The organism is Pantoea sp. C1E2, assembly GCF_056491465.1.
The window spans coordinates 2,383,688-2,402,348 of the sequence record NZ_JBSZHT010000002.1 but is presented as its reverse complement, the minus strand read 5'-3'; the positions used below and the strand labels follow the sequence as shown (position 1 = coordinate 2,402,348).

The 18,661-nt window shown below is 53.1% G+C and carries 12 protein-coding genes and 2 pseudogenes; 9 read left to right on the top strand and 5 right to left on the bottom strand.

The features are described from left to right. Nucleotides 1–511: 511 nt before the first annotated feature. From ACXI0A_RS11605 to ACXI0A_RS11585, 5 genes are all read left to right on the top strand, one after another. Nucleotides 512–1,954, top strand: a complete 1,443-nt coding sequence (locus tag ACXI0A_RS11605) for a cytochrome ubiquinol oxidase subunit I (protein WP_476148739.1) — start codon at nt 512–514, stop codon at nt 1,952–1,954. Between the two features lie 15 nt (nt 1,955–1,969). Continuing rightward, nucleotides 1,970–3,019 carry a cytochrome d ubiquinol oxidase subunit II gene (locus ACXI0A_RS11600; RefSeq protein ID WP_224928345.1) on the top strand — a complete coding sequence of 350 codons (1,050 nt, stop codon included), beginning with the start codon at nt 1,970–1,972 and terminating at the stop codon, nt 3,017–3,019. Between the two features lie 6 nt (nt 3,020–3,025). Beyond that, a complete protein-coding gene (cydD, locus tag ACXI0A_RS11595) occupies nt 3,026–4,786 on the top strand; it encodes a thiol reductant ABC exporter subunit CydD (protein WP_476148741.1) in 1,761 nt (586 codons plus the stop codon). Continuing rightward, nucleotides 4,783–6,429 (top strand): thiol reductant ABC exporter subunit CydC, encoded by a 1,647-nt coding sequence (gene cydC, locus ACXI0A_RS11590; RefSeq protein WP_476148743.1) that lies wholly within the window; start codon nt 4,783–4,785, stop codon nt 6,427–6,429. The genes cydD and cydC overlap by 4 nt, the downstream gene beginning before the upstream one ends. A 111-nt stretch (nt 6,430–6,540) precedes the next feature. Continuing rightward, nucleotides 6,541–6,711: a YlcI/YnfO family protein gene (locus ACXI0A_RS11585; protein WP_476148744.1), complete on the top strand. Its 171-nt coding sequence runs from the start codon at nt 6,541–6,543 to the stop codon at nt 6,709–6,711. A 290-nt stretch (nt 6,712–7,001) separates the two neighbouring features. Here the strand turns inward: ACXI0A_RS11585 and ACXI0A_RS11580 are convergent. Further along, nucleotides 7,002–7,310: pseudogene (locus ACXI0A_RS11580) on the bottom strand (nucleotidyl transferase AbiEii/AbiGii toxin family protein); the annotation flags it as partial. Next, nucleotides 7,294–7,839, bottom strand: coding sequence for a type IV toxin-antitoxin system AbiEi family antitoxin (abiEi, locus tag ACXI0A_RS11575; RefSeq protein ID WP_476151062.1), 546 nt, complete (start codon nt 7,837–7,839; stop codon nt 7,294–7,296). The pseudogene ACXI0A_RS11580 and the gene abiEi, both read right to left, overlap by 17 nt. A gap of 395 nt (nt 7,840–8,234) precedes the next feature. Here abiEi and ACXI0A_RS11570 point away from each other — a divergent pair, with 395 nt between their 5' ends. Next, nucleotides 8,235–8,894, top strand: a complete 660-nt coding sequence (locus ACXI0A_RS11570; RefSeq protein WP_476148745.1) for a DUF1345 domain-containing protein — start codon at nt 8,235–8,237, stop codon at nt 8,892–8,894. Between the two features lie 3 nt (nt 8,895–8,897). On the opposite strand, the gene ACXI0A_RS11565 is transcribed toward ACXI0A_RS11570, so the two are convergent. After that, the gene (locus ACXI0A_RS11565) at nt 8,898–9,206 is read right to left on the bottom strand and encodes a hypothetical protein (RefSeq protein ID WP_476148747.1); all 309 of its coding nucleotides are present in this window, start codon (nt 9,204–9,206) and stop codon (nt 8,898–8,900) included. Between the two features lie 109 nt (nt 9,207–9,315). On the opposite strand from ACXI0A_RS11565, the gene ACXI0A_RS11560 reads away from it, so the two are divergent. Together ACXI0A_RS11560 and ACXI0A_RS11555 are read left to right on the top strand one after the other, a co-directional pair. Continuing rightward, on the top strand, nt 9,316–9,594 hold the full coding sequence (locus ACXI0A_RS11560) for a VF530 family DNA-binding protein (protein WP_476148749.1): 279 nt from the start codon (nt 9,316–9,318) through the stop codon (nt 9,592–9,594). A gap of 207 nt (nt 9,595–9,801) precedes the next feature. Continuing rightward, nucleotides 9,802–11,232: a cytosine permease gene (locus ACXI0A_RS11555; RefSeq protein ID WP_476148751.1), complete on the top strand. Its 1,431-nt coding sequence runs from the start codon at nt 9,802–9,804 to the stop codon at nt 11,230–11,232. Between the two features lie 36 nt (nt 11,233–11,268). Here the strand turns inward: ACXI0A_RS11555 and ACXI0A_RS11550 are convergent. Further along, nucleotides 11,269–11,819 (bottom strand): annotated as a pseudogene (locus ACXI0A_RS11550) (YbhB/YbcL family Raf kinase inhibitor-like protein). A 112-nt stretch (nt 11,820–11,931) separates the two neighbouring features. On the opposite strand from ACXI0A_RS11550, the gene ACXI0A_RS11545 reads away from it, so the two are divergent. Next, the gene (locus ACXI0A_RS11545; protein WP_476148753.1) at nt 11,932–16,533 is read left to right on the top strand and encodes an ATP-dependent helicase; all 4,602 of its coding nucleotides are present in this window, start codon (nt 11,932–11,934) and stop codon (nt 16,531–16,533) included. On the opposite strand, the gene ACXI0A_RS11540 is transcribed toward ACXI0A_RS11545, so the two are convergent. Then, complete coding sequence (locus ACXI0A_RS11540; protein WP_476148754.1) at nt 16,518–18,617, bottom strand: FUSC family protein; 2,100 nt, start codon at nt 18,615–18,617, stop codon at nt 16,518–16,520. The genes ACXI0A_RS11545 and ACXI0A_RS11540 overlap by 16 nt on opposite strands. Nucleotides 18,618–18,661 lie beyond the last annotated feature (44 nt).

Below are 18,661 nucleotides of genomic sequence, written 5' to 3'. Positions count from 1 at the left end.
GCAACATAATTAACGCTCAAAACCCCGCTAAAAGCTTGAATTAAGTTGATAAAAATCAAAGATTATTCATAAATTAACCTCATGATTACATTTAATTCACATGAAAATCATTCATTTATACAGCGAATTTTTTCTTTTTGTTACAAGTTACCCCTTTAATTAGGATGCCTTTGTGTAAACGAAAATATAGAATAATTTACAGAAAAATTCTTATTACGAGCCGTGTCGATACCTACGCCTGCAAGTGTTATCGACAGACATTTCGTTAACAATCATGATTTATTTTCCCCGTTCTTTCTCCGGAATGAACGCCGAAGTGAATATCCTATTTTCCAGTCGTCACTTGTCTGGAAAATAAACTGTGGTTGTTGCTCGTAGTTAAGAGAAAGACGACAGTGCGGTACCGATTTCAACCTGTTATGCACGAGCTTGCTTCATCTCACTCCATAACATGTGAAACGGCGCTGGATTGCCGTTAACTAACTCGGTCACTCAAAAAAAGAAGATAGTCATGTTAAGTAACGATCTTACATCGCTGATCACGCGTATTGACTTCGCGCTAATTTCATCTATTCACATCATTTTTCCCCCGCTAACCATTGGACTGGCTGCACTGTTGTTCATCTCTGAACTGATGTGGGTCAGGAAGCAAGATGAGAAGTGGTATCGCCTGTGTCGCTTCTTTGAAAAGCTGTTTATCGTTAACTTCGGTGCTGGCGTGGCAACCGGCGTCACCATGGAAATGGCCTTTGGTATTCTTTATGGCCGCTTCTCGCAGGCTGCCGGCCCGTTCTTTGGTCAGGTGCTCGGCTATGAGACCATCACTGCCTTTATGTATGAAGCCGGCTTTATCGGACTGATGATCTTTGGCTGGGGCAAGATCAGTAAAGGGATGCACCTGTTTGCGACCTTTAACGTGGCGCTCTCTTCGACGCTTTCTGCGATGTGGATCCTGGTGGCTAACTCCTGGATGCAGACACCGACTGGCGTTGAGCTGCATAACGGCATCTTTATTGTGACCGACTGGCTGGCCGCGCTGTTTAACCCGAATGCGCGCAGTGCTTTCCCGCATATGCTGCTGGCGAGCTTCGAGCTCTCGCTGTGCTTCGTGGTGGCCACCTGTGCCTGGTATGTCCTGAAACAGCGTCATGTTGATCTGTTCCTGAAGCCGCTGAAGTACTCGCTGATGGCGCTGGCCGTGGTTGCTGCCGTTCAGATCTATATGGGTGACGTGCTGGGTGAAGCCACGCTGGAACATAAACCGGCAGCGCTGGCAGCGATGGAAGGGCACTACGATACCTATGATTCTGCGGGTAACGTCAACAGTGCATGGCACATCCTGGGTTGGCCAAACAAAGAAGGCACCGGCCTCGCATGGTCAATCGACATTCCGCACGGTTTAAGCCTGATTGAAACCAAAACCTGGAACGGTACGGTAACGGGCCTGAACAGCTTCCCGAAAGATCAGCAACCGCCTGTGGTATTACCGTTTTACGCCTTCCGCGCCATGTCGGGTGCTGCGGGTGCCATGCTGCTGGTTAGCCTTTGGGGCGTCTGGCTGATTGCACGTCGTCGCATGACCACTGAGCTGGCTCCGCGCAATAAGCTGTTCCTGGCACTGGCCGTTATCATGGTAGTCCTGCCTTATGTCGCAGTGATTGCGGGCTGGTGGACGCGCGAAATTGGCCGTCAGCCGTGGATCGTGTATGGCCTGATGCGCACCGAAGACGGCATGAGCCCGATGACCATGGGTCTGGCGATCTTCTGGCTGGTCGGCTTCGCTATCTTTGAAACCGCTGTGGTGGCGGGCACCATCTGGTTCCTGGCAAAAGTGGTGCGTATGGGACCAGATTTGACCAGCAAAATACCGGGCGAAGGGCATGAGCATTTAGGTCACCTTGATATGCCTGCCAGTGGTCATGCTGACCATCCTGAATATATCCGTCCGGTTTGATGGGAGAAGAAATCCATGGACATGCTTAACTCGACTCAGCACTTCCTGATCATCGCCTGGTGGTTAGCGTTTGGTATCAGCGTTCTTTTATATATCGCACTGGATGGTGCCGATCTGGGGGCGGGGATCTTCTCGCTCTTCGTCCGCGACCATGACGAGCGCGGTGCCATTATGTCGGCGATGGCCGGCACCTGGGATGCCAATGAAACCTGGCTGATTGTCGCCGGCGGTATTATGTTCGGCACCTTCCCGTTTGTGTACGGTTCAGCCTTTAGCTACTTGATGGTTCCGATGTCGCTGGTACTTTGGGGCATTATGTCCCGCGCAGTGGCACTGGAGTTCCGTCATCTGGCTTCGCCATTCTGGCAGAAGTTCTCAGACGGCATCTTCGGCGTCGCCAGCCTCGCCGTCACCTTCTTTGGTGGAATGTGCGTGGGCGCATTGCTGCAAGGTTTCCAGATGGATTCACCTGCACAGGGTGTTCCGACCTACGTGGGTGGCGCATTTAACTTCATCTCCGCTTTCTCCATCTGGACCGGTGTGGCTTCTTGTGTCGCCATGACGCTGGCTGGCGTATTGTTCGTGCGTGCTCGCTTCGAGAAAAACGAACCGATTCGTCAGGACGCGGCTCGCTGGACCGCGGTAATTTTCTGGCTAGCCATCGCTGCCGTGGTGATTACCTGGGTATGGAGTGCAGTGATCTTTGACTGGGCACGTACGAAATGGTTTGGTCCTCACTTCTGGATCTGGGGCTTGTTTGGTCTGATTGCGCTGGTGTGTATCGACCAGGTTCGTCGTGACACCCTGAAGGACAAAGATTTCGCCGCGGTGTTGTGGTTCAATGGCGCTGCGTTCATTCTGGGCTTTGGTATGCTGCTGACCATGTTCCCATGGATTGTGCCAGGCACCTGGACCATCTGGGCGGGCGCCAGTCCACAGGTTTCGCTGATTACCTTCACCATGACCATGGGTGGGTTTGTACCGGTAATGCTGATGTACAACTGGTATCAGATCTGGGTATTCCGCGGCCGTATCTCCAAGCTGGTTGGTCACGGGGGTCACTAAGACATCATGTCTGCTAGCTCTCCTCCTGGTAGAATAGCTGCCCGCCTGGCAGAACGTTGGCTTTCGAGCCTGCGTCGCCAGGCGGGCGGGTTATTTTCACTGTCCATCAGTATGGCGGCGCTCAATGCCATACTGATGATTGCACAGTGCTGGCTGTTAGCCTGGCTAATCAGTAACGCTGTCCTCGGCGGTAAAAACTTCACTGCGCTGTTGCCATATCTCTTATTGCTGCCGGTTGTGATGTTACTGCGCGCAGGTATCGATATCCTGCGTCAAGGCTTTGCATTCGAAGCGTCCGCGCGCATCCGCCAGGGTCTGCGCGGCATGTTGTTAGACCGCATCGCCACACTGGGTCCGTCATGGAGCCAGAATCAACGTACGGGCAGTATCGCCAGCTCGCTTGGCGAAGGCGTCGAAGCTATCGAAGCCTATTTTTCCGGTTTTCTTCCGCAAAAAATCATCATCGGCATTGTGCCGCTTGCCATTCTGGTGGCGCTTTTTCCTTTTGACTGGGTTTCCGGCTTGATCATGCTGATCACCGCACCGCTGGTGCCGCTGTTCATGATCGTAGTAGGAAAGGGCGCGGAGAAAATGAGCCTGAAGCAGTGGCACAAACTCAGCCTGATGAGTGCACACTTCTTTGATGTGATTGCTGGCCTGACAACGTTACGTCAGAGCAATGCGGCGCGTCGGCAAGCGAACATTATCGCGGCGATCTCGGACAGCTATCGCCAGACCACCATGAAGGTGTTGCGACTGGCGTTTCTTTCTTCATTAGTGCTGGAATTTTTTGCCACCATCAGCACCGCAATGGTGGCGGTGTATGTGGGATTCCGTCTGTTCTATGGCGAGATGGGCTTTCTGCCAGGGCTGTTTGCCTTGTTGCTGGCACCGGAATTTTTCCGTCCGCTGCGCGATTTGGGCACGCATTACCATGCCCGTATGGATGCGATTGGCGCGACGGAAGGTTTACTGGCGATCCTCAATGCGGAAGCGCCTGAATCGCCAGAGGGTAATGAAGTGCTTCCGGCGAAACCGCGTGAAATAAACGTCGAAGGCGTTAGCTACCAGTATGAAGAGGGTGGCGGTGTCACGGATGTTTCCTTTACTTTGCGTAGCGGGGAAACACTGGCAATTGTCGGCACCAGCGGTGCCGGTAAAACCACGTTATCGCGAATGCTACTGGGCTTTATCTCGCCCAACTCAGGGCGCATCGTCATTGATGGCAAGGATCTTTCTTCATTAGATCTTCCCGCATGGCAGCAGCAGATTGGCTGGCTCCCGCAGCGGCCCACTCTGTTTGCCGGTTCGATTGCTGAAAATATCCTGTTATCGCGTTCGGGTATCAGCCAGGCAGAGGTTGAAGCAGCGGCACAGCTGGCTCAGGCTGACACGTTTATCCATTCATTGCCGGCGCAATATGATTACCGCCTGGGCGACGGTGGAAAAGGGCTGTCCGGTGGGCAGATTCAGCGTATTGCGATGGCACGTGCTGTATTGAATGCGCCAGCCGTAGTGGTTCTCGATGAACCCACTGTGGCGCTGGATCGCCAGACGGCACAGAAGATGATTGCCGCTTTGGGTGAATCATTACCGGATAGCGCACGCTTAATCATCACCCACGATACGGAGATCGCCGCCACTGCTGATCGAGTCATCGTGCTGGAAAAAGGGCGGGTGGTTGAATCGGGGATGCCGCAGGCATTGCGCGACCACGCTGGCGTATTCGCGGAACTCGAACGCCTGCAAAAAGGAGATCTCGCATGAATGATCTTTGCCATCTCCTGCGCCTGGCGCGTCCATGGCGTTTTCGCATGGCGGTGGGGATTTTGCTCTCTGTGATTGTGATTCTCTCCAACGTTGCGCTGCTCGCCTTATCAGGTTGGTTCATCACGTCCATGGCGCTGGCTGGCGTAGGCTCACTGGCTCTGGAGTTTTTCACTCCGGCGGCGGCGATTCGTGGGCTCGCGGTATTACGTACCTTCGCGCGTTATCTGGAAAGGCTGGTGACGCACGACGCAACCTTGCGCTTGTTGTCGGTTTTACGCGTCTGGTTCTATCAGCAGTTAGCGGATCTTGCGCCCGCGCGACTGCAGGATTTCCGTGATGGGGATGTGCTGGCGCGTTTTCGTGCTGATATTGACAGCCTCGACAACTTCTATCTACGCATTCTGACCCCAGCGATTGCAGGGCTGATCTCGGCGCTGATTATTTTGGCCGGGATTTGCTGGTTCTCACCTTCAGTGGCAATCATTGATGCCGTGGTGCTGATTCTTGCAGGCGTGGTTGTGCCATGGATTGTGGCATCGTTGACGCAAGCCAGTGGCAACCAGATTGCCACCGTGCGTTCGTCCGTTCAGGCTGCATCCACCGATTTGGTACGTGGATTAGCAGAGTTACAGATGGTCGGCGCCGTTAGTCATCAAACCAAACATCTGCGCCAGCTTTCTCAGCAACTGATTAGCGCACAGCGTCGGCAAGCCTGGATCAGCGCCAGCGGCGGGGCGATCTGCGCCTTAATGGGACAGCTCGGGGTATTTTTCGCCTTTATCCTGCTCTTCAATACCGGGCACGCGAGCGGCATTTCTGCCAGTGAAATCGTGATGTTGCTGTTCACCATACTGGCGAGCACTGAAGCGGTGGCTGGATTGCCCGCTGCCTTTGCTTCACTCGGCACTACGCGTGAAGCGGCACGCCGTCTGTTCTCCATGACGGAGCTGACACCGGCGATCGTCTTGCCTGAAACCAGCCCGATACCGGAAAGCAGCGAATTATCATTTGCTGCTGTGACAATGCGTTACACGCCTGATGCGCCTAAGGTACTGGATAAGCTGAGCTTTACTGTGCCCGTCGGCCATTGTCTGGCGATTTTGGGACCTAGCGGAGCGGGTAAAACTACCGTACTGAATCTGGTGCAAGGATTCTGGGAAACAACAGATGGAGATGTGTCTATTGGTGGTCGCCCGGTCAGGACGCTTTCAGAAGAAACGTTGCGTCAGATGATTTCGGTGGTTGGCCAGAAAACCTATCTCTTTAACGCGTCGATTCGAGACAACCTGCGGCTGGTTTCACCGGATGCGGATGACGAGACATTATGGGATGCACTGGCACGTGCTGCCTTAGACGAAGAAGTCCGTGCATTTCCGCTGGGGCTCGATACCCTGGTGGGCGAGTTAGGAGGGCGTCTGTCTGGTGGTCAAGCCCGCCGGATTGGGATTGCCCGCGCTTATCTTTCCCACGCGCCGATCGTACTGCTCGATGAACCCACCGAAGGGTTAGACGCAGTGAATACGGAACTGGTACTTAACTGTTTGAAAGAACTTATTAAGGGTAAAACCACGTTGCTGGTGACCCATCAGATTCAACCACTTTCTCTTGCGGATAGCCGGTTACTGCTCGACAGACAATAACAAGAGCAGGGATCTGTTTTTTGGTTTATTTACATCTGCTTAGGGTCAACCTGAGCAGATGCTTAATCAATACAATAATAAAACTTGTGAGACAACTGACCAGGGATCACCATGGATAAAATGACAAACTCCAAAACCCGACGAAAGCATATTCGTTTCCCACATCTGCTGATTGATCAGATCGAAGAGAGTATGAAGAGCGAAAACATTCAAAACTTCTCAGCCTGGGTAGTTGAAGCTTGCCGTTTGAAAGCGCGGGACGTCGGCAACGAAAAGAAGTAGTTTTCAATTTCCCGTCAGTAGCAGGTCATCATCGCTGGCGTGTTGCAGACGGGAAATCCAATCTGGTTTAATCCTTCAAATTTCATCTCACATAAGTGTTCCGCGCTAGAAACAGCAGCGCCAGTAGAACGCAACACAGCAGATTCAGCTCAACAAAACACAGGCATATCCGAGGCGGTCATCTTAAGTTAGCCAGATAATCAAAGGGCGCATAATGTATATTATGTTAAATAAGGCATCTGAAGGCGCACTACAGACTTTACCAGGTATTACCTGCTGATAATTGATGACGTATCTTCTAATCCATACCGAGTGCCAAGATAATCCTCAATACAACTTTTAAGATTTTTAAGATGCGTGCCGGAAAAACTAATTCCACCTGCAAAATCAGGGTCTTCGCTAAAGCGATTGCCGCCATAGCACAGCCTCAATGAGGTACCGCCCTGGAATGTAAGGTCCTGCAGTAATCCTTCTCTATCCAGGCAATATAGAATGTCGTAATGCAGTAGCTCTTTCTCAACCACATTACGCATACCATCAAGTTCAGCTGACTCCATGGCTTGACCCACCAAATCGGCAAAATTAACCCTCTGATTCATCCTGAAGCTCCGTTGTATCGACCAGATGCAGGTTACGCCCTACCCGCCGCAAATCTCTGAGTGCTGTCTTCATCGTTGCCTGACGTAAAGGCGAGTCACCGATGTATGTGTCTTGCAAAATCTGTTCGGGAGAACGCTTGGTGTGCGTAAACTCAATGACGCCATAGGGCGTTTTATGTTCTTCAGAACGTCCAGTGGTCATCACTGTAATTCTGCTCATTGGAATCTGTGAGATAGCACCATAAGCAGATAACGCTGATTCCAGACTGAGATAGTTGTATTCACCTCTACGCAGCGCCAATACCACCCTTTCAAGCGTGTAGGCATCTTTACTTCTGGCTAAGGCGTAAACATAAACGCCTCGAATAGCACGTGTAAGGATGCCGTCTTTTACTAGTCGATTTAAACCTGCTTTAAGGGTTTTCGCGCTATCTTCAAAAAAAATTTTGGCTAAATCCCGAAGAGTAAAGACATAGCGTCCTCTCATATCAAACAGGTTAAGCTGCATAATAGCCGTCATTCTGTTCATAATTAAGTCTACACAAAGGCCAATAAAAGATGACTTATATGTAAACATAATCACATCCAAAACGTCAAGTGCACATGAAAACACCATATGTGTAGCCTTCATGTAGACTTATTTGGTAGTCGATGCTCATGTTTAATATCACTGAGGTATTCACCTCAACCTCCATGAATCGCTTAAAATACCGACAAAAAAAGGCATCGCTACGTCAATAATCAGTAGCAATCCCACACGCGAAATCTCAGAATTCACGTAGCGACGTCAGCCAATGTTGCTTTCAGTCAACTTTTAACCCGTCAGCGCGTCTGATTTCGATAGGATTCTCAGCCGTCAGCTCAGGCGTTTTTCCTGCCATCAACTACAGTTAACTGATTCAAACCTCAATAAAAAACAACATCATGCCCTTTTCTCTCACCACACATCTGTTCGCGCGACTGCGTCTGTTAATCTCGATTGTTGCCGGTGTTGTCTGCTATTTATTGCTGCCTGCAAAATTGGGAGAACTGCAACGCGTATTGATTGGCTGGAATGTGCTGGCGTGGCTTTATCTGTGGTTTATCTGGTTTCGCATGCTGCGTACCGATGCAGGTGAAATCAAGCGTATTGCCCAGATGCAAGATCAGAGCGCCGCGTTAGTACTTGGGATGGTTATTGTGGCCTGCATGATCAGCATCGTGGCGATCATGAGTGAGCTTCCGGCTCTCAAACATCTCACCGGCACACCGCGTGTGTTGCATCTGCTGCTGACCGCCATGACGTTGATTGTCTCATGGGCATTACTGCCGAGTTCGTTCGCTATGCATTACGCACATCAACATTACTTGCAGCGTAGTCAGGATGTCACACCGATGATATTCCCAGAAAAACCGGACGAACCGGCGTACTGGGATTTTCTCTATTTCTCATTCACCATCGCAGTCGCATCGCAGACCGCCGACGTGGCAACGGGTACCACCGAAATGCGTAAGCTGGCGCTGCTGCAATCGGTGATCTCGTTTATTTTCAATCTGGCCATTCTGGGATTGTCAGTGAATGTGGGGGCCGGATTGCTGAGTTAGCGCTTAGCGACGCCCTTTATTAATGGTTGCGGACCAGTTGAAGTCACTGACCTCACTGGCAGACTGCGCTTCAGGTTTCTTACGGCGCGTCGGTGTCTTTTTCGCTTTGTCCGCTTTGGCTTTCTCTTTGGTTAACTTAATAGTCATGACTTGCTGACGCGCATCTGCGGTATATTCTTTCTCTTTTTTCGCATCAGGCTCTTTACCACTGCGCTGGCGATGTTTTTCCATTAACCCTTTGAAGATTTCATCCACTTCAATTCGCTCAGCTTCATTAAACTGGTCGATTGAAATCATTTTCTTATCGCTCATCGCGTTATTTCCTCAGTAAATGGCTAAGCTCAAGTCTACACCATTGCTGCCGGCGCGGCTTTCTTGTAATCTTGCCCGCCAATCATCCGCCTGCAAATTAGGACGTAACATGACCACTCACTCTTCTAAAGATCCCATGCACGGCGTGACGCTGGAAATGATTATCAATGCGTTAGTGGCGCGTTATGGCTGGGTCGAACTCAGTAAACTTATCAATATCAACTGCTTCAAAAGCGATCCCAGCGTAAAATCCAGTCTCAAATTCCTGCGCCGCACGCCATGGGCACGTTCTGAAGTGGAAGCACTCTACCTCGACTCTCTCGAGGAACCCGCCAAACAAGATTCGGTAGATAGCGACTTTAACCCCTGGACTCAGGGCCAAAAATAAACACATCGGCTAACCTTCTCCTCGTTCTTTCATTTTGGTGACAACCTTGCCAGCGTCATCACAATTTCCAATGACCGGCTGCCTTGTAACTTCGTTTATCGCGTGACAATATCGATACATGTATATACATGTATCGCCCAATGCCATCACAACAGATAAACAAAAAATAACATAACGCACTGCGTTCATTGTTTCAGCGAGGAAACTATGTCAGCCGAATCACCTGCAGCCGATTATTCAGGCACAGAAAACCAGCGTCTGTCTGAAACCCGATCAATCGATTACATTCCGCTCCGTGAACGTCATGGCCACCCTTTCAGCCAGTTCACACTCTGGTTTGGCGGTAACCTGCAAATTACCGCTATTGTTACCGGTGCTCTCGCCGTAGTGTTGGGCGGCGATGTGGTGTGGTCGCTTGTGGGTCTGTTGGTGGGCCAGATTATCGGTGCCGCCATTATGTCGTTGCATGCCATTCAGGGCCCGCGTCTTGGCTTACCGCAGATGATCACCAGCCGCATGCAGTTTGGTGTGTTTGGTGCGGTGATCCCGCTGGTGCTGGTGTGCATTATGTATGTCGGATTTTCGGCCAGCGGCACCGTGCTGGCCGGTCAGGCACTGGCAAAGCTGATTAATGTGAGCAACGCGACGGGTATGATCCTGTTTAGCGCCATCATTGTGGTGATTGCGGTGCTCGGATACCGAGTGATTCACAAGCTGGGAAAAGTGGCGAGCGTGATCGGTGTGCTGGCCTTCGCTTATCTGTTCATCACCCTGCTTTCCACGCATGATTTATCGGCCGTGTGGCAGAATCAGCACTTCACTATCGCCAACTTCCTGCTGGCCGTTTCACTCTCTTCTTCCTGGCAGATTGCCTTTTGCCCGTATGTTTCTGATTACTCGCGCTACCTGCCAGCTAACGTATCGGCGAAGAAGCTGTTCAGTTCGGTGTTTTTTGGCACCGTTTTAGGCACACAAGCCTCGATGACGTTGGGCGTCATTGTGGCAGCGATTGCCGGAAAAGCGTTTTCCGGTAATGAAGTGGGATATATCGTTGGTCTGGGCAGTAGCGCCACTATGGCGATGGTAATCTACTTCGCCATCTGCTTTGGCAAGATTACTTTCACTACCCTGAATGCTTACGGCAGCTTTATGTCACTCACCACCATCGTGTCAGGCTTTCGTCAGCAAACGTCCCTCAGCCGAGGCGGACGTATTCTGTTTGTGGTGCTGATGGTCACGATTGCCTGCATTATCGCCCTGATCAGTGAGCCGGCCTTCCTCAAGTCGTTTACCCATTTCCTGTTGTTCCTGCTCGCTTTCTTTGTCCCATGGAGCGCAATCAGCCTCACCGATTTCTATCTGATCACCAAAGGGCGCGTGGATATTCCGGCGCTGTCACAGCCTGATGGCCGATACGGCCGCTGGAGCTGGGTTGGGATTGTGGTGTATTGCCTCGGCGTGATGGTGCAACTGCCCTTTATTGATAATCCGCTGCACCATGGCTCATTAACCTGGATATTTGCCGGTAATGATGTGTCGTGGATTATTGGCTGGTTTGCCACCGCATTAATGTGGTTAGCCGCGCGTCGATGGGATCGACGCGGGACGCTGGAAAGATCGATCTACCCTGCTGAGTGACGTTGTCACGGCCGCCATCTAAGGCGGCCGTTCTCTTTACTTATCGTTAGTAAAACGCCCGACAAGGGTTGAGGCACCCAAACTGTGCCCTTTCAATTTGGCAATCAATTCATCATGTGTAAGTCCCGCAGGTAATTGGTTTACCGGCAAGTCTGTGGCCACCATCACGAAGTTATAATGATGCATGCCACTTCCCACCGGTGGACAAGGACCATAATAATTTGTGGTGCCTGGCGAATTCTTACCCCGGTATAACCTTCGCCTTTAGTTAACTCGCCCTGCGCAAACTGCGTGCGATCCGCCGCGATGTTATAGGCCACCATATGCGTTACGCCTAAGCCTTTGCCACCCACGGGATCGGTGAGCATCAGCGCAAAACTGCGGGTGCCGGCCGGCGCATTTGACCAGCTTAAAGCGGGAGACACATTGTCGCCGGTGCATGACGGGTTACTTTTGTTGTTGCCTGCAAAGGTTTTATCCAGCGTGGCACTGTCGTTAAAATCCGATGATTGCAGCGTAAATACCGGGGCAGCCAGCACGGTTCCCGGAAGCAGCGCCAATAATAGTGCGCGTTTGAACATCATCATTTCTCACTCCTGTTGATGAAAAAATCAGCCAAAACATCAAGTATATAACCTGATCACAATCATGCCGCAGACTACACTGCTGAAAGCCCTCTTTGAAACGCAGGAGCATCGGATGCCAGCCTCATCACTCGCGTTGTTTACCGCCGCCACGCAGCAATGGTTTCGCCACACTTTTAAAGCGGCGACGCCCGCTCAACAGCAAGCCTGGCGAGCCATTTCGAGCGGTAAAAATTGCCTGGTGATTGCGCCTACCGGTTCAGGTAAAACGCTGGCGGCATTTCTTTATGCGATTGATGCCCTGTTCCGTGAGCGCAGTGGCGCAGAACTGCCTGAGCGGAGCCACAGGACGCGCATTCTTTATCTTTCACCGGTCAAAGCACTGGCGGCGGATGTTCAGCGCAATTTGCAACGACCTTTGGCGGGAGTGGCTGATGAGCGGCGCAAACGCGGTGAACCGGAGATCGCGATTGAGGTGGGCATGCGTTCAGGCGATACGCTCAGTGGCGAGCGGGCAAAATTACAGCGCCGTCCACCTGACATATTGATCACCACGCCCGAATCCTTATTCCTGATGCTGACGTCGAAAGCTCGCGATACGCTGTGCGGCATCTCCACCGTGATTGTTGATGAAGTACATGCCGTAGCGGGCAGTAAACGTGGCGCGCATCTGGCGCTCAGTCTTGAACGGCTGGATGCACTGCTCGCGCACCCTGCGCAGCGCATCGGTCTCTCTGCCACGGTAAAACCGCCCGAAGCCGTCGCACAGTTTCTTGGCGGGAGTCGCGAAACGCTGATCGTTAATCCTGCCGCACAGCGTCCATTGCAGCTCACCATCCGTGTACCCGTTGAAGATATGACGGATATCCAGCAGCGCCCCGATAGCCGTTCCGTTCAGGATGCCACACTTTCTGCCGGTTCCATCTGGCCACATATTGAAGCCGGGATTCTGGATGAGGTGTTACGCCATCGCGCCACATTGGTGTTTACTAATTCTCGTGAGTTGGCTGAAAAACTCACCGCGCGACTGAATGAACTCTACATGCGCCGCCTGGGAGAACAGCCCCCTGCGCCAGAAGCATCCTTTGCCTACGGTTCTTTTACCGGCGGCACGGAAAAACGCAATGTCACACCGGATAACTTATTGGCCCGATCCCACCACGGTTCTGTCTCCAAAGAGCAACGGTTGGAAATTGAGAACGCGCTCAAAGCGGGAGAGTTGCGCTGCGTTGTCGCCACATCAAGCCTGGAGCTGGGGATCGACATGGGCGATATCGATCTGGTGATCCAGGTGGGTGCACCGCCTTCGGTTGCCAGTGCGCTCCAGCGCGTCGGGCGCGCGGGTCATCAGGTCGGTGGCACGCCGAAAGGCATCATCTGGCCGCGTACCCGCCGCGATTTGGTGGATGCGGCAGTTATCGTCGAATCGATGATGGCAGGTGAACTTGATGCGATTACCCTGCCACACAATCCGCTGGACCTGCTGGCTCAGCATACGGTCGCCGCCGCCTCAATGGACACCCTGGAAATCGACAGCTGGTTTGAGCTGGTGCGGCGCGCAGAACCGTTCAAAACGTTACCGCGTAACGCATTTGACGCCGTATTGGATATGCTAGCCGGGCGTTATCCTTCCGATGAGTTCGCCAACCTGCGACCCCGCGTCATTTGGGATCGACAAAACAATACCCTCACCGGGCTGCCTGGCGCGCAGCATCTGGCCGTCACCAGCGGCGGCACCATCCCGGATCGCGGGATGTTCAGCGTTATGCTTCCCGAAGGTGAAGAACAGACGGGCGCACGTCGCGTCGGGGAACTGGATGAAGAGATGGTCTATGAGTCGCGAATTAACGACATCATTACCCTGGGCGCGACATCCTGGCGTATTCAGCAAATCACCCATGACCAGGTTGTGGTGGTGCCTGCGCCGGGCCGTTCAGCGCGTCTGCCATTCTGGCATGGCGACAGCCTTGGCCGTTCAGCGACACTCGGTGAAGCGATTGGTGGCTATTTACGACACGCCAGTAATGAGGCGTCACTGCCCGGCGACAGTCTTGACGCCAATGCCCGACACAATATAAAAAGCCTGATCGCAGAACAAATTCAGGCAACGGGCGAATTGCCAACAGATCGCAACCTGTTGATTGAGCGCTGTCGGGATGAAACCGGCGACTGGCGTCTGATCCTTCATTCGCCATATGGCCAGCGTGTGCATGCACCCTGGGCGCTGGCGGTTGCGGAACGCATTGGCCGCATCATGGGCATCAATCCAGCCGTGGTCGCCAGCGATGATGGCATCGTGGCACGTTTTCCCGATAGCGAAGGCCGGGTGCCCGGTGCCGAGCTCTTCTTGTTCGAGCCCGATGAACTGCAACGCGTCGTGACGGCATCCGTCGGGCATTCGGCGCTGTTTGCCGCCCGTTTCCGTGAATGTGCTGCCCGCGCCCTGCTGTTGCCGCGCCGCAATCCCGGTAAACGTTCACCGCTTTGGCAGCAACGTTTGCGTGCAGGCCAATTGCTCGAAGTGGCACGTCAGTTTGCAGACTTTCCCATCCTGATTGAGACGGCACGCGAATGTTTGCAGGACGTTTACGACCTGCCTGCACTGCATCATTTAATGGCACGTATCCATCAGGGTGACGTGCGGTTAACCGAAGTCACAACAGAAACTCCCTCGCCGTTTGCCGCACCGCTGCTGTTTGGTTACGTCGCCGAATTTATGTATGCCAGCGATGCGCCTCAGGCGGAACGGCGCGCTTCGATGCTAGCACTCGACAGCAATATGCTGAGTGATTTACTGGGCCAGGTGGATATGCGCGAACTGCTGGAACCCGCAGTGATTGCGCGTGTTGAGCAGGAATTGCAGCGTACCGTGGCGGAGTATCAGGCGCGCAGTATTGAAGCTCTGATAGATATGCTGCGCGAGCTGGGCCCGCTATCAACCGAAGAACTTGCCGCCCGTTTTACGGGCGATGAGCCGCTTGAGCCCGGTTTGCTCGCCCTGCAGCAGGTGCAGCGAATCATCAATGTAAACATTGCGGGTACCGCGCGCTGGGCGGTGGCTGAAGATGCAATACGTCTGCATGATGCGCTGGGTTGCGCTCTGCCTAACAATCTCCCTGCTGCACTGCTCGAACCGGTTAACCGCCCATTGCATGATCTGCTGGGGCGCTACGCCCGCACGCATGCGGTGTTTACCAGTTTGCAGGTAGCCCAACGTTTTGGCCTCGGACGCGCCGTTGTCGATGAAGCTCTGGAACAACTTCGCCAGCAAAATAAATTGCTTAAAGGCGATTTTCTGTCCCCCGAACCTGATGAGTCCACGCAGTGGGCAGCCGAAAGCGTGTTCCGCCGCTTGCGCGTGCGGTCGTTACAGTCCGCGCGCGACGCGACTCAACCCGTTGTGCCGGCCGCCTATGTGGCGTTTCTGCTTGAGCGTCAGGGGCTGTTGAGTGATGCGAGCGCCCGGCAGACACAAGGCGCCTTCTCAGGGCTGAATGGCGTGGTCAGAGTCATTGAACAACTGGCGGGCGTGGTGCTGCCAGTATCATTGTGGGAATCACAAATCTTCCCTGCACGCGTTCGGGATTATCAGCCTGCGATGCTGGATGAATTGTTTTCATCGGGAGAAGTGATTTGGTTCGGTCATACTTCATCAAACGTGCATGACGGTCTGGTTTCCCTGCATTTGACTGAGTTCGCCAGCGAAACAATCCCTGCTCTGGATAATCAAGTGACGTTGTCACCCATCGAGGCGTCCTTACTGGCGCTGATGCAGGATGGCGCGGGTTGGTTCGTCAGGCAGCTGCTCCCGCGCATAACCGAAAGGCTGGATAACGGAGAAATGATTGATCCAACGGACGTTTATCAGGCTCTTTGGCAACTGATCTGGCGCGGAGTCCTCACCATCGATACCTGGTCGGCGTTGCGACATCTTAGCCAAATGGCCATCACACCCAAACCGCGCCCTGTGCGTGCACGCCACGGACGGCACAGTCGCGCCAGTTTTAACGCCAGTCGCGCCGCAGAACCCCGTTTATCACTGAACACCATGGCCGGTCGCTGGTCGTTGATCCCTCGCCAGCCGATTGCCGACACCGAACGCGCGCTGGCATTAGCAGAAAATATGCTCGATCGATTTGGTGTCATCACGCGGGGATCCGCTATCGCCGAGCAGATCCCCGGCGGCTTTCCGGCGTTGCAACCAGTGCTGCGCGGGATGGAAGATGCCGGCCGACTGTTGCGCGGGCGTTTTATTGCGGGCATGGGCGCGGCACAGTTTGCCGATAACCCTGCTATTGATCGACTGCGTCAACTCGATGCGGGCAAGCCAGTGCGGCATGCTCACGTCGTCGTATCTGCAGTTGACCCCGCGAATCCCTACGGTTTAACACTGCCGTGGCCGCTCAGTATCACCGGAGCCAAACCCACGCGCCGCACGGGCGCTTTCGTGGTGATCGCCAGTGGGCACGTGCTGCTTTACCTTCCACCTGGCGGTAAAGAGCTGATGACCTTTGATGCGCAGGATAGCGACGAAGACCTTCATGCCGCGCTGGTAGCGCTGGGCCAGGCATTAAAGCGCGAGAAGCACCTTAATTTCATCCTCGAGCGCATTAACGATCAATCTGTCGGACAATCCAGTCTGTTCACCGCGTTAAAAGAAGCCGGTTTCTCCCGCGTACCCAAAGGCTACAGCTGGGACGGCTACCAGGCGCGCTGACGATAATCCTGTAGTTGCATCCTCTCCAGCTGGCGCGGCGTGGCAACGGGCCACGGTTGCTGCGGGAACAGGTAGAGCCGGATGCTGAACAGATGGAACAGCGGCGTCAGCAAACCGTCATCCTGCTTTGCCAGCCGTTCCAGCATCAGCAGCAGCCAGTCGAGTTCGTCCAGTAAATCCTGATGAGGCGGTGTTTGCAGCGATTTCAGGCGACGCTTCAGGAACAAGGCCAACTCGTGAAACATCTGTCCGCTGTCCAGCTGATGTTTTGCCAGCAGATCTTTATGGCGGGCGTAGTAATCAAAACTGTTCACGCCCAGCCACACTTCCGTCAATAACATCCCAGCAGTCGACATATCCGGTTGTGGATCCAGTCGTAAACGCGGCAGTACCACGTTGACTTTATCCAGCATCAAACTGATAAAGCGTTGTCTGCCCAGCAGCGATGAACCGGTACGTTCAAGTTCTTTAATGAAGCGCAACAGCTCACGTAACCCCTGACGGACCGCGCGCCGCGCCGTCCATGAGGGGCGTTTGTTGCGCATCAGCACGGTCACAATCACCGCAAAAAGCACGCCAGCCAGCGAGGCAATCGCATTGTTAATCAACAACACCAGATCGGGCTTGAGATGATGGCCTAAACCGATAAAGCCAGGAATCTGGATAGCAACGCTGATACCAATCATATTGGTTGAGGGGCGCGCAATAATCAGGCCCAGTATCAATAAGCCCGGCAGCAGACAAATAATCAGTGCTTCAAATGAGGTCGCCTGCGGCAACAGCAGCGCCACATAAATCACGCTGATAAAGATGGCCACAATCACGCCGCGCACAAACAATTTCATTGAGGTCAGTGGCGTATCCATACTGGCAAAAAGTGAACTCAGGATGGCGGCCATCACCGGTGCCGACGCGCCATCGTGCCAACCCGTGCCAATCCACAGTAAACAGGAACCAAAAATCGCGCAAAAGGCGGTTAATGCAGAAAGTCTGATCAACCCTTTGTCGTAGAAACGATGGGTGCGTTTGCCGCGGGCGGGCGTGGTGTCGCCCGAGAGATCGCTGACCAGCCCGCCGACGCTTTGATAGGCACCCGCAATGCGCACAAAGTCCGCCATGCGCTCCAGTAAACCGGTAAACAGCAGGCAGTGCTCAATCGGTAACTCCCCGTTACGCCAGGCCTGATTGATATCATTCTGACAACGACTTAATTCCAACTGTATACCGCTGGTTTCCCCGACGGCTTCGCCATCGTTGAGCCAATGCAAAAACAGACGGAACGCCACAGCGACGTTGTCCGGGAAGGTAATCTGCAGCGCTGATAATCGCTGCAGGCGCAGCTCAATCGCGGTGAGCGTGGGGATCAAGTAAGAGAGATGTTGATACTGCACGCTGACCAGACGAATCAAACGCCGCGCCGCATCGCCTTCATAGACGCAGTGCGTAATCAGAATTTCCACTTGCTGTGGATTGGTCGCCATACGCGTCAGAATTTCATCGCGCTCGGGAGATTTAACGCCAGAAATGCCTGACAGCAAATCGTGGCACAACTTGCGGGCATTCAAATACCACTGGCTGACACTCTGCTCCAGCAAGCTACGCATCGATACCGGAAACAAAAGTGCGTGCACCAGACTGCTGCACACTGTACCGACTGCGATCTCTTCAATACGGGATAACACGGTATTGGTGATCGATAACGGCGTCATGACTTCAGGAAAACCCATGATTGCGGCGCTGTAGCCTGCCAGCATGAACACATAGCTTTTCGGCGTGCGATCGTGCAGCGAAAGGTAAAGACACACACTCACCCACAGCGAAATGATGAAGCTGAAAAGTAATGGGTGTTCAACGGTAACGGGAAAAACAAAGAAGATAAACACGCCGCCCAGCAAGGTGCCAAGCATACGAAACAGTGATTTTGAAATGGTGGAGGCAGAATAAAGCTGGGAAGCGATGAAAACCGTGGTAATCGCCCAGGCCGGTTTATCCAGGTTGAGTTCGAGTGAAAAGTACAATGCCAGAAAGGCGGCCAGACAGGTTTTTACAGCAAAAAAAACGGTGTTTTTTGAAAACCACTGCATGACAGTATTGAGACCAGACGGCACTAAGTGCGGCGTATCCTGCC

What these genes read in the sequence shown, in the direction of transcription:
- cydC (WP_476148743.1), top strand. Translation starts at nt 4,783, where the DNA reads ATGAATGATCTTTGCCATCTCCTGCGCCTGGCGCGTCCATGGCGTTTT.
- ACXI0A_RS11585 (WP_476148744.1), top strand. Translation starts at nt 6,541, where the DNA reads ATGGATAAAATGACAAACTCCAAAACCCGACGAAAGCATATTCGTTTC.
- ACXI0A_RS11555 (WP_476148751.1), top strand. Translation starts at nt 9,802, where the DNA reads ATGTCAGCCGAATCACCTGCAGCCGATTATTCAGGCACAGAAAACCAG.
- cydD (WP_476148741.1), top strand. Translation starts at nt 3,026, where the DNA reads ATGTCTGCTAGCTCTCCTCCTGGTAGAATAGCTGCCCGCCTGGCAGAA.
- ACXI0A_RS11540 (WP_476148754.1), bottom strand. Translation starts at nt 18,617, where the DNA reads ATGCAGTGGTTTTCAAAAAACACCGTTTTTTTTGCTGTAAAAACCTGT.
- ACXI0A_RS11605 (WP_476148739.1), top strand. Translation starts at nt 512, where the DNA reads ATGTTAAGTAACGATCTTACATCGCTGATCACGCGTATTGACTTCGCG.
- ACXI0A_RS11560 (WP_476148749.1), top strand. Translation starts at nt 9,316, where the DNA reads ATGACCACTCACTCTTCTAAAGATCCCATGCACGGCGTGACGCTGGAA.
- abiEi (WP_476151062.1), bottom strand. Translation starts at nt 7,839, where the DNA reads ATGAACAGAATGACGGCTATTATGCAGCTTAACCTGTTTGATATGAGA.
- ACXI0A_RS11600 (WP_224928345.1), top strand. Translation starts at nt 1,970, where the DNA reads ATGGACATGCTTAACTCGACTCAGCACTTCCTGATCATCGCCTGGTGG.
- ACXI0A_RS11545 (WP_476148753.1), top strand. Translation starts at nt 11,932, where the DNA reads ATGCCAGCCTCATCACTCGCGTTGTTTACCGCCGCCACGCAGCAATGG.
- ACXI0A_RS11565 (WP_476148747.1), bottom strand. Translation starts at nt 9,206, where the DNA reads ATGAGCGATAAGAAAATGATTTCAATCGACCAGTTTAATGAAGCTGAG.
- ACXI0A_RS11570 (WP_476148745.1), top strand. Translation starts at nt 8,235, where the DNA reads ATGCCCTTTTCTCTCACCACACATCTGTTCGCGCGACTGCGTCTGTTA.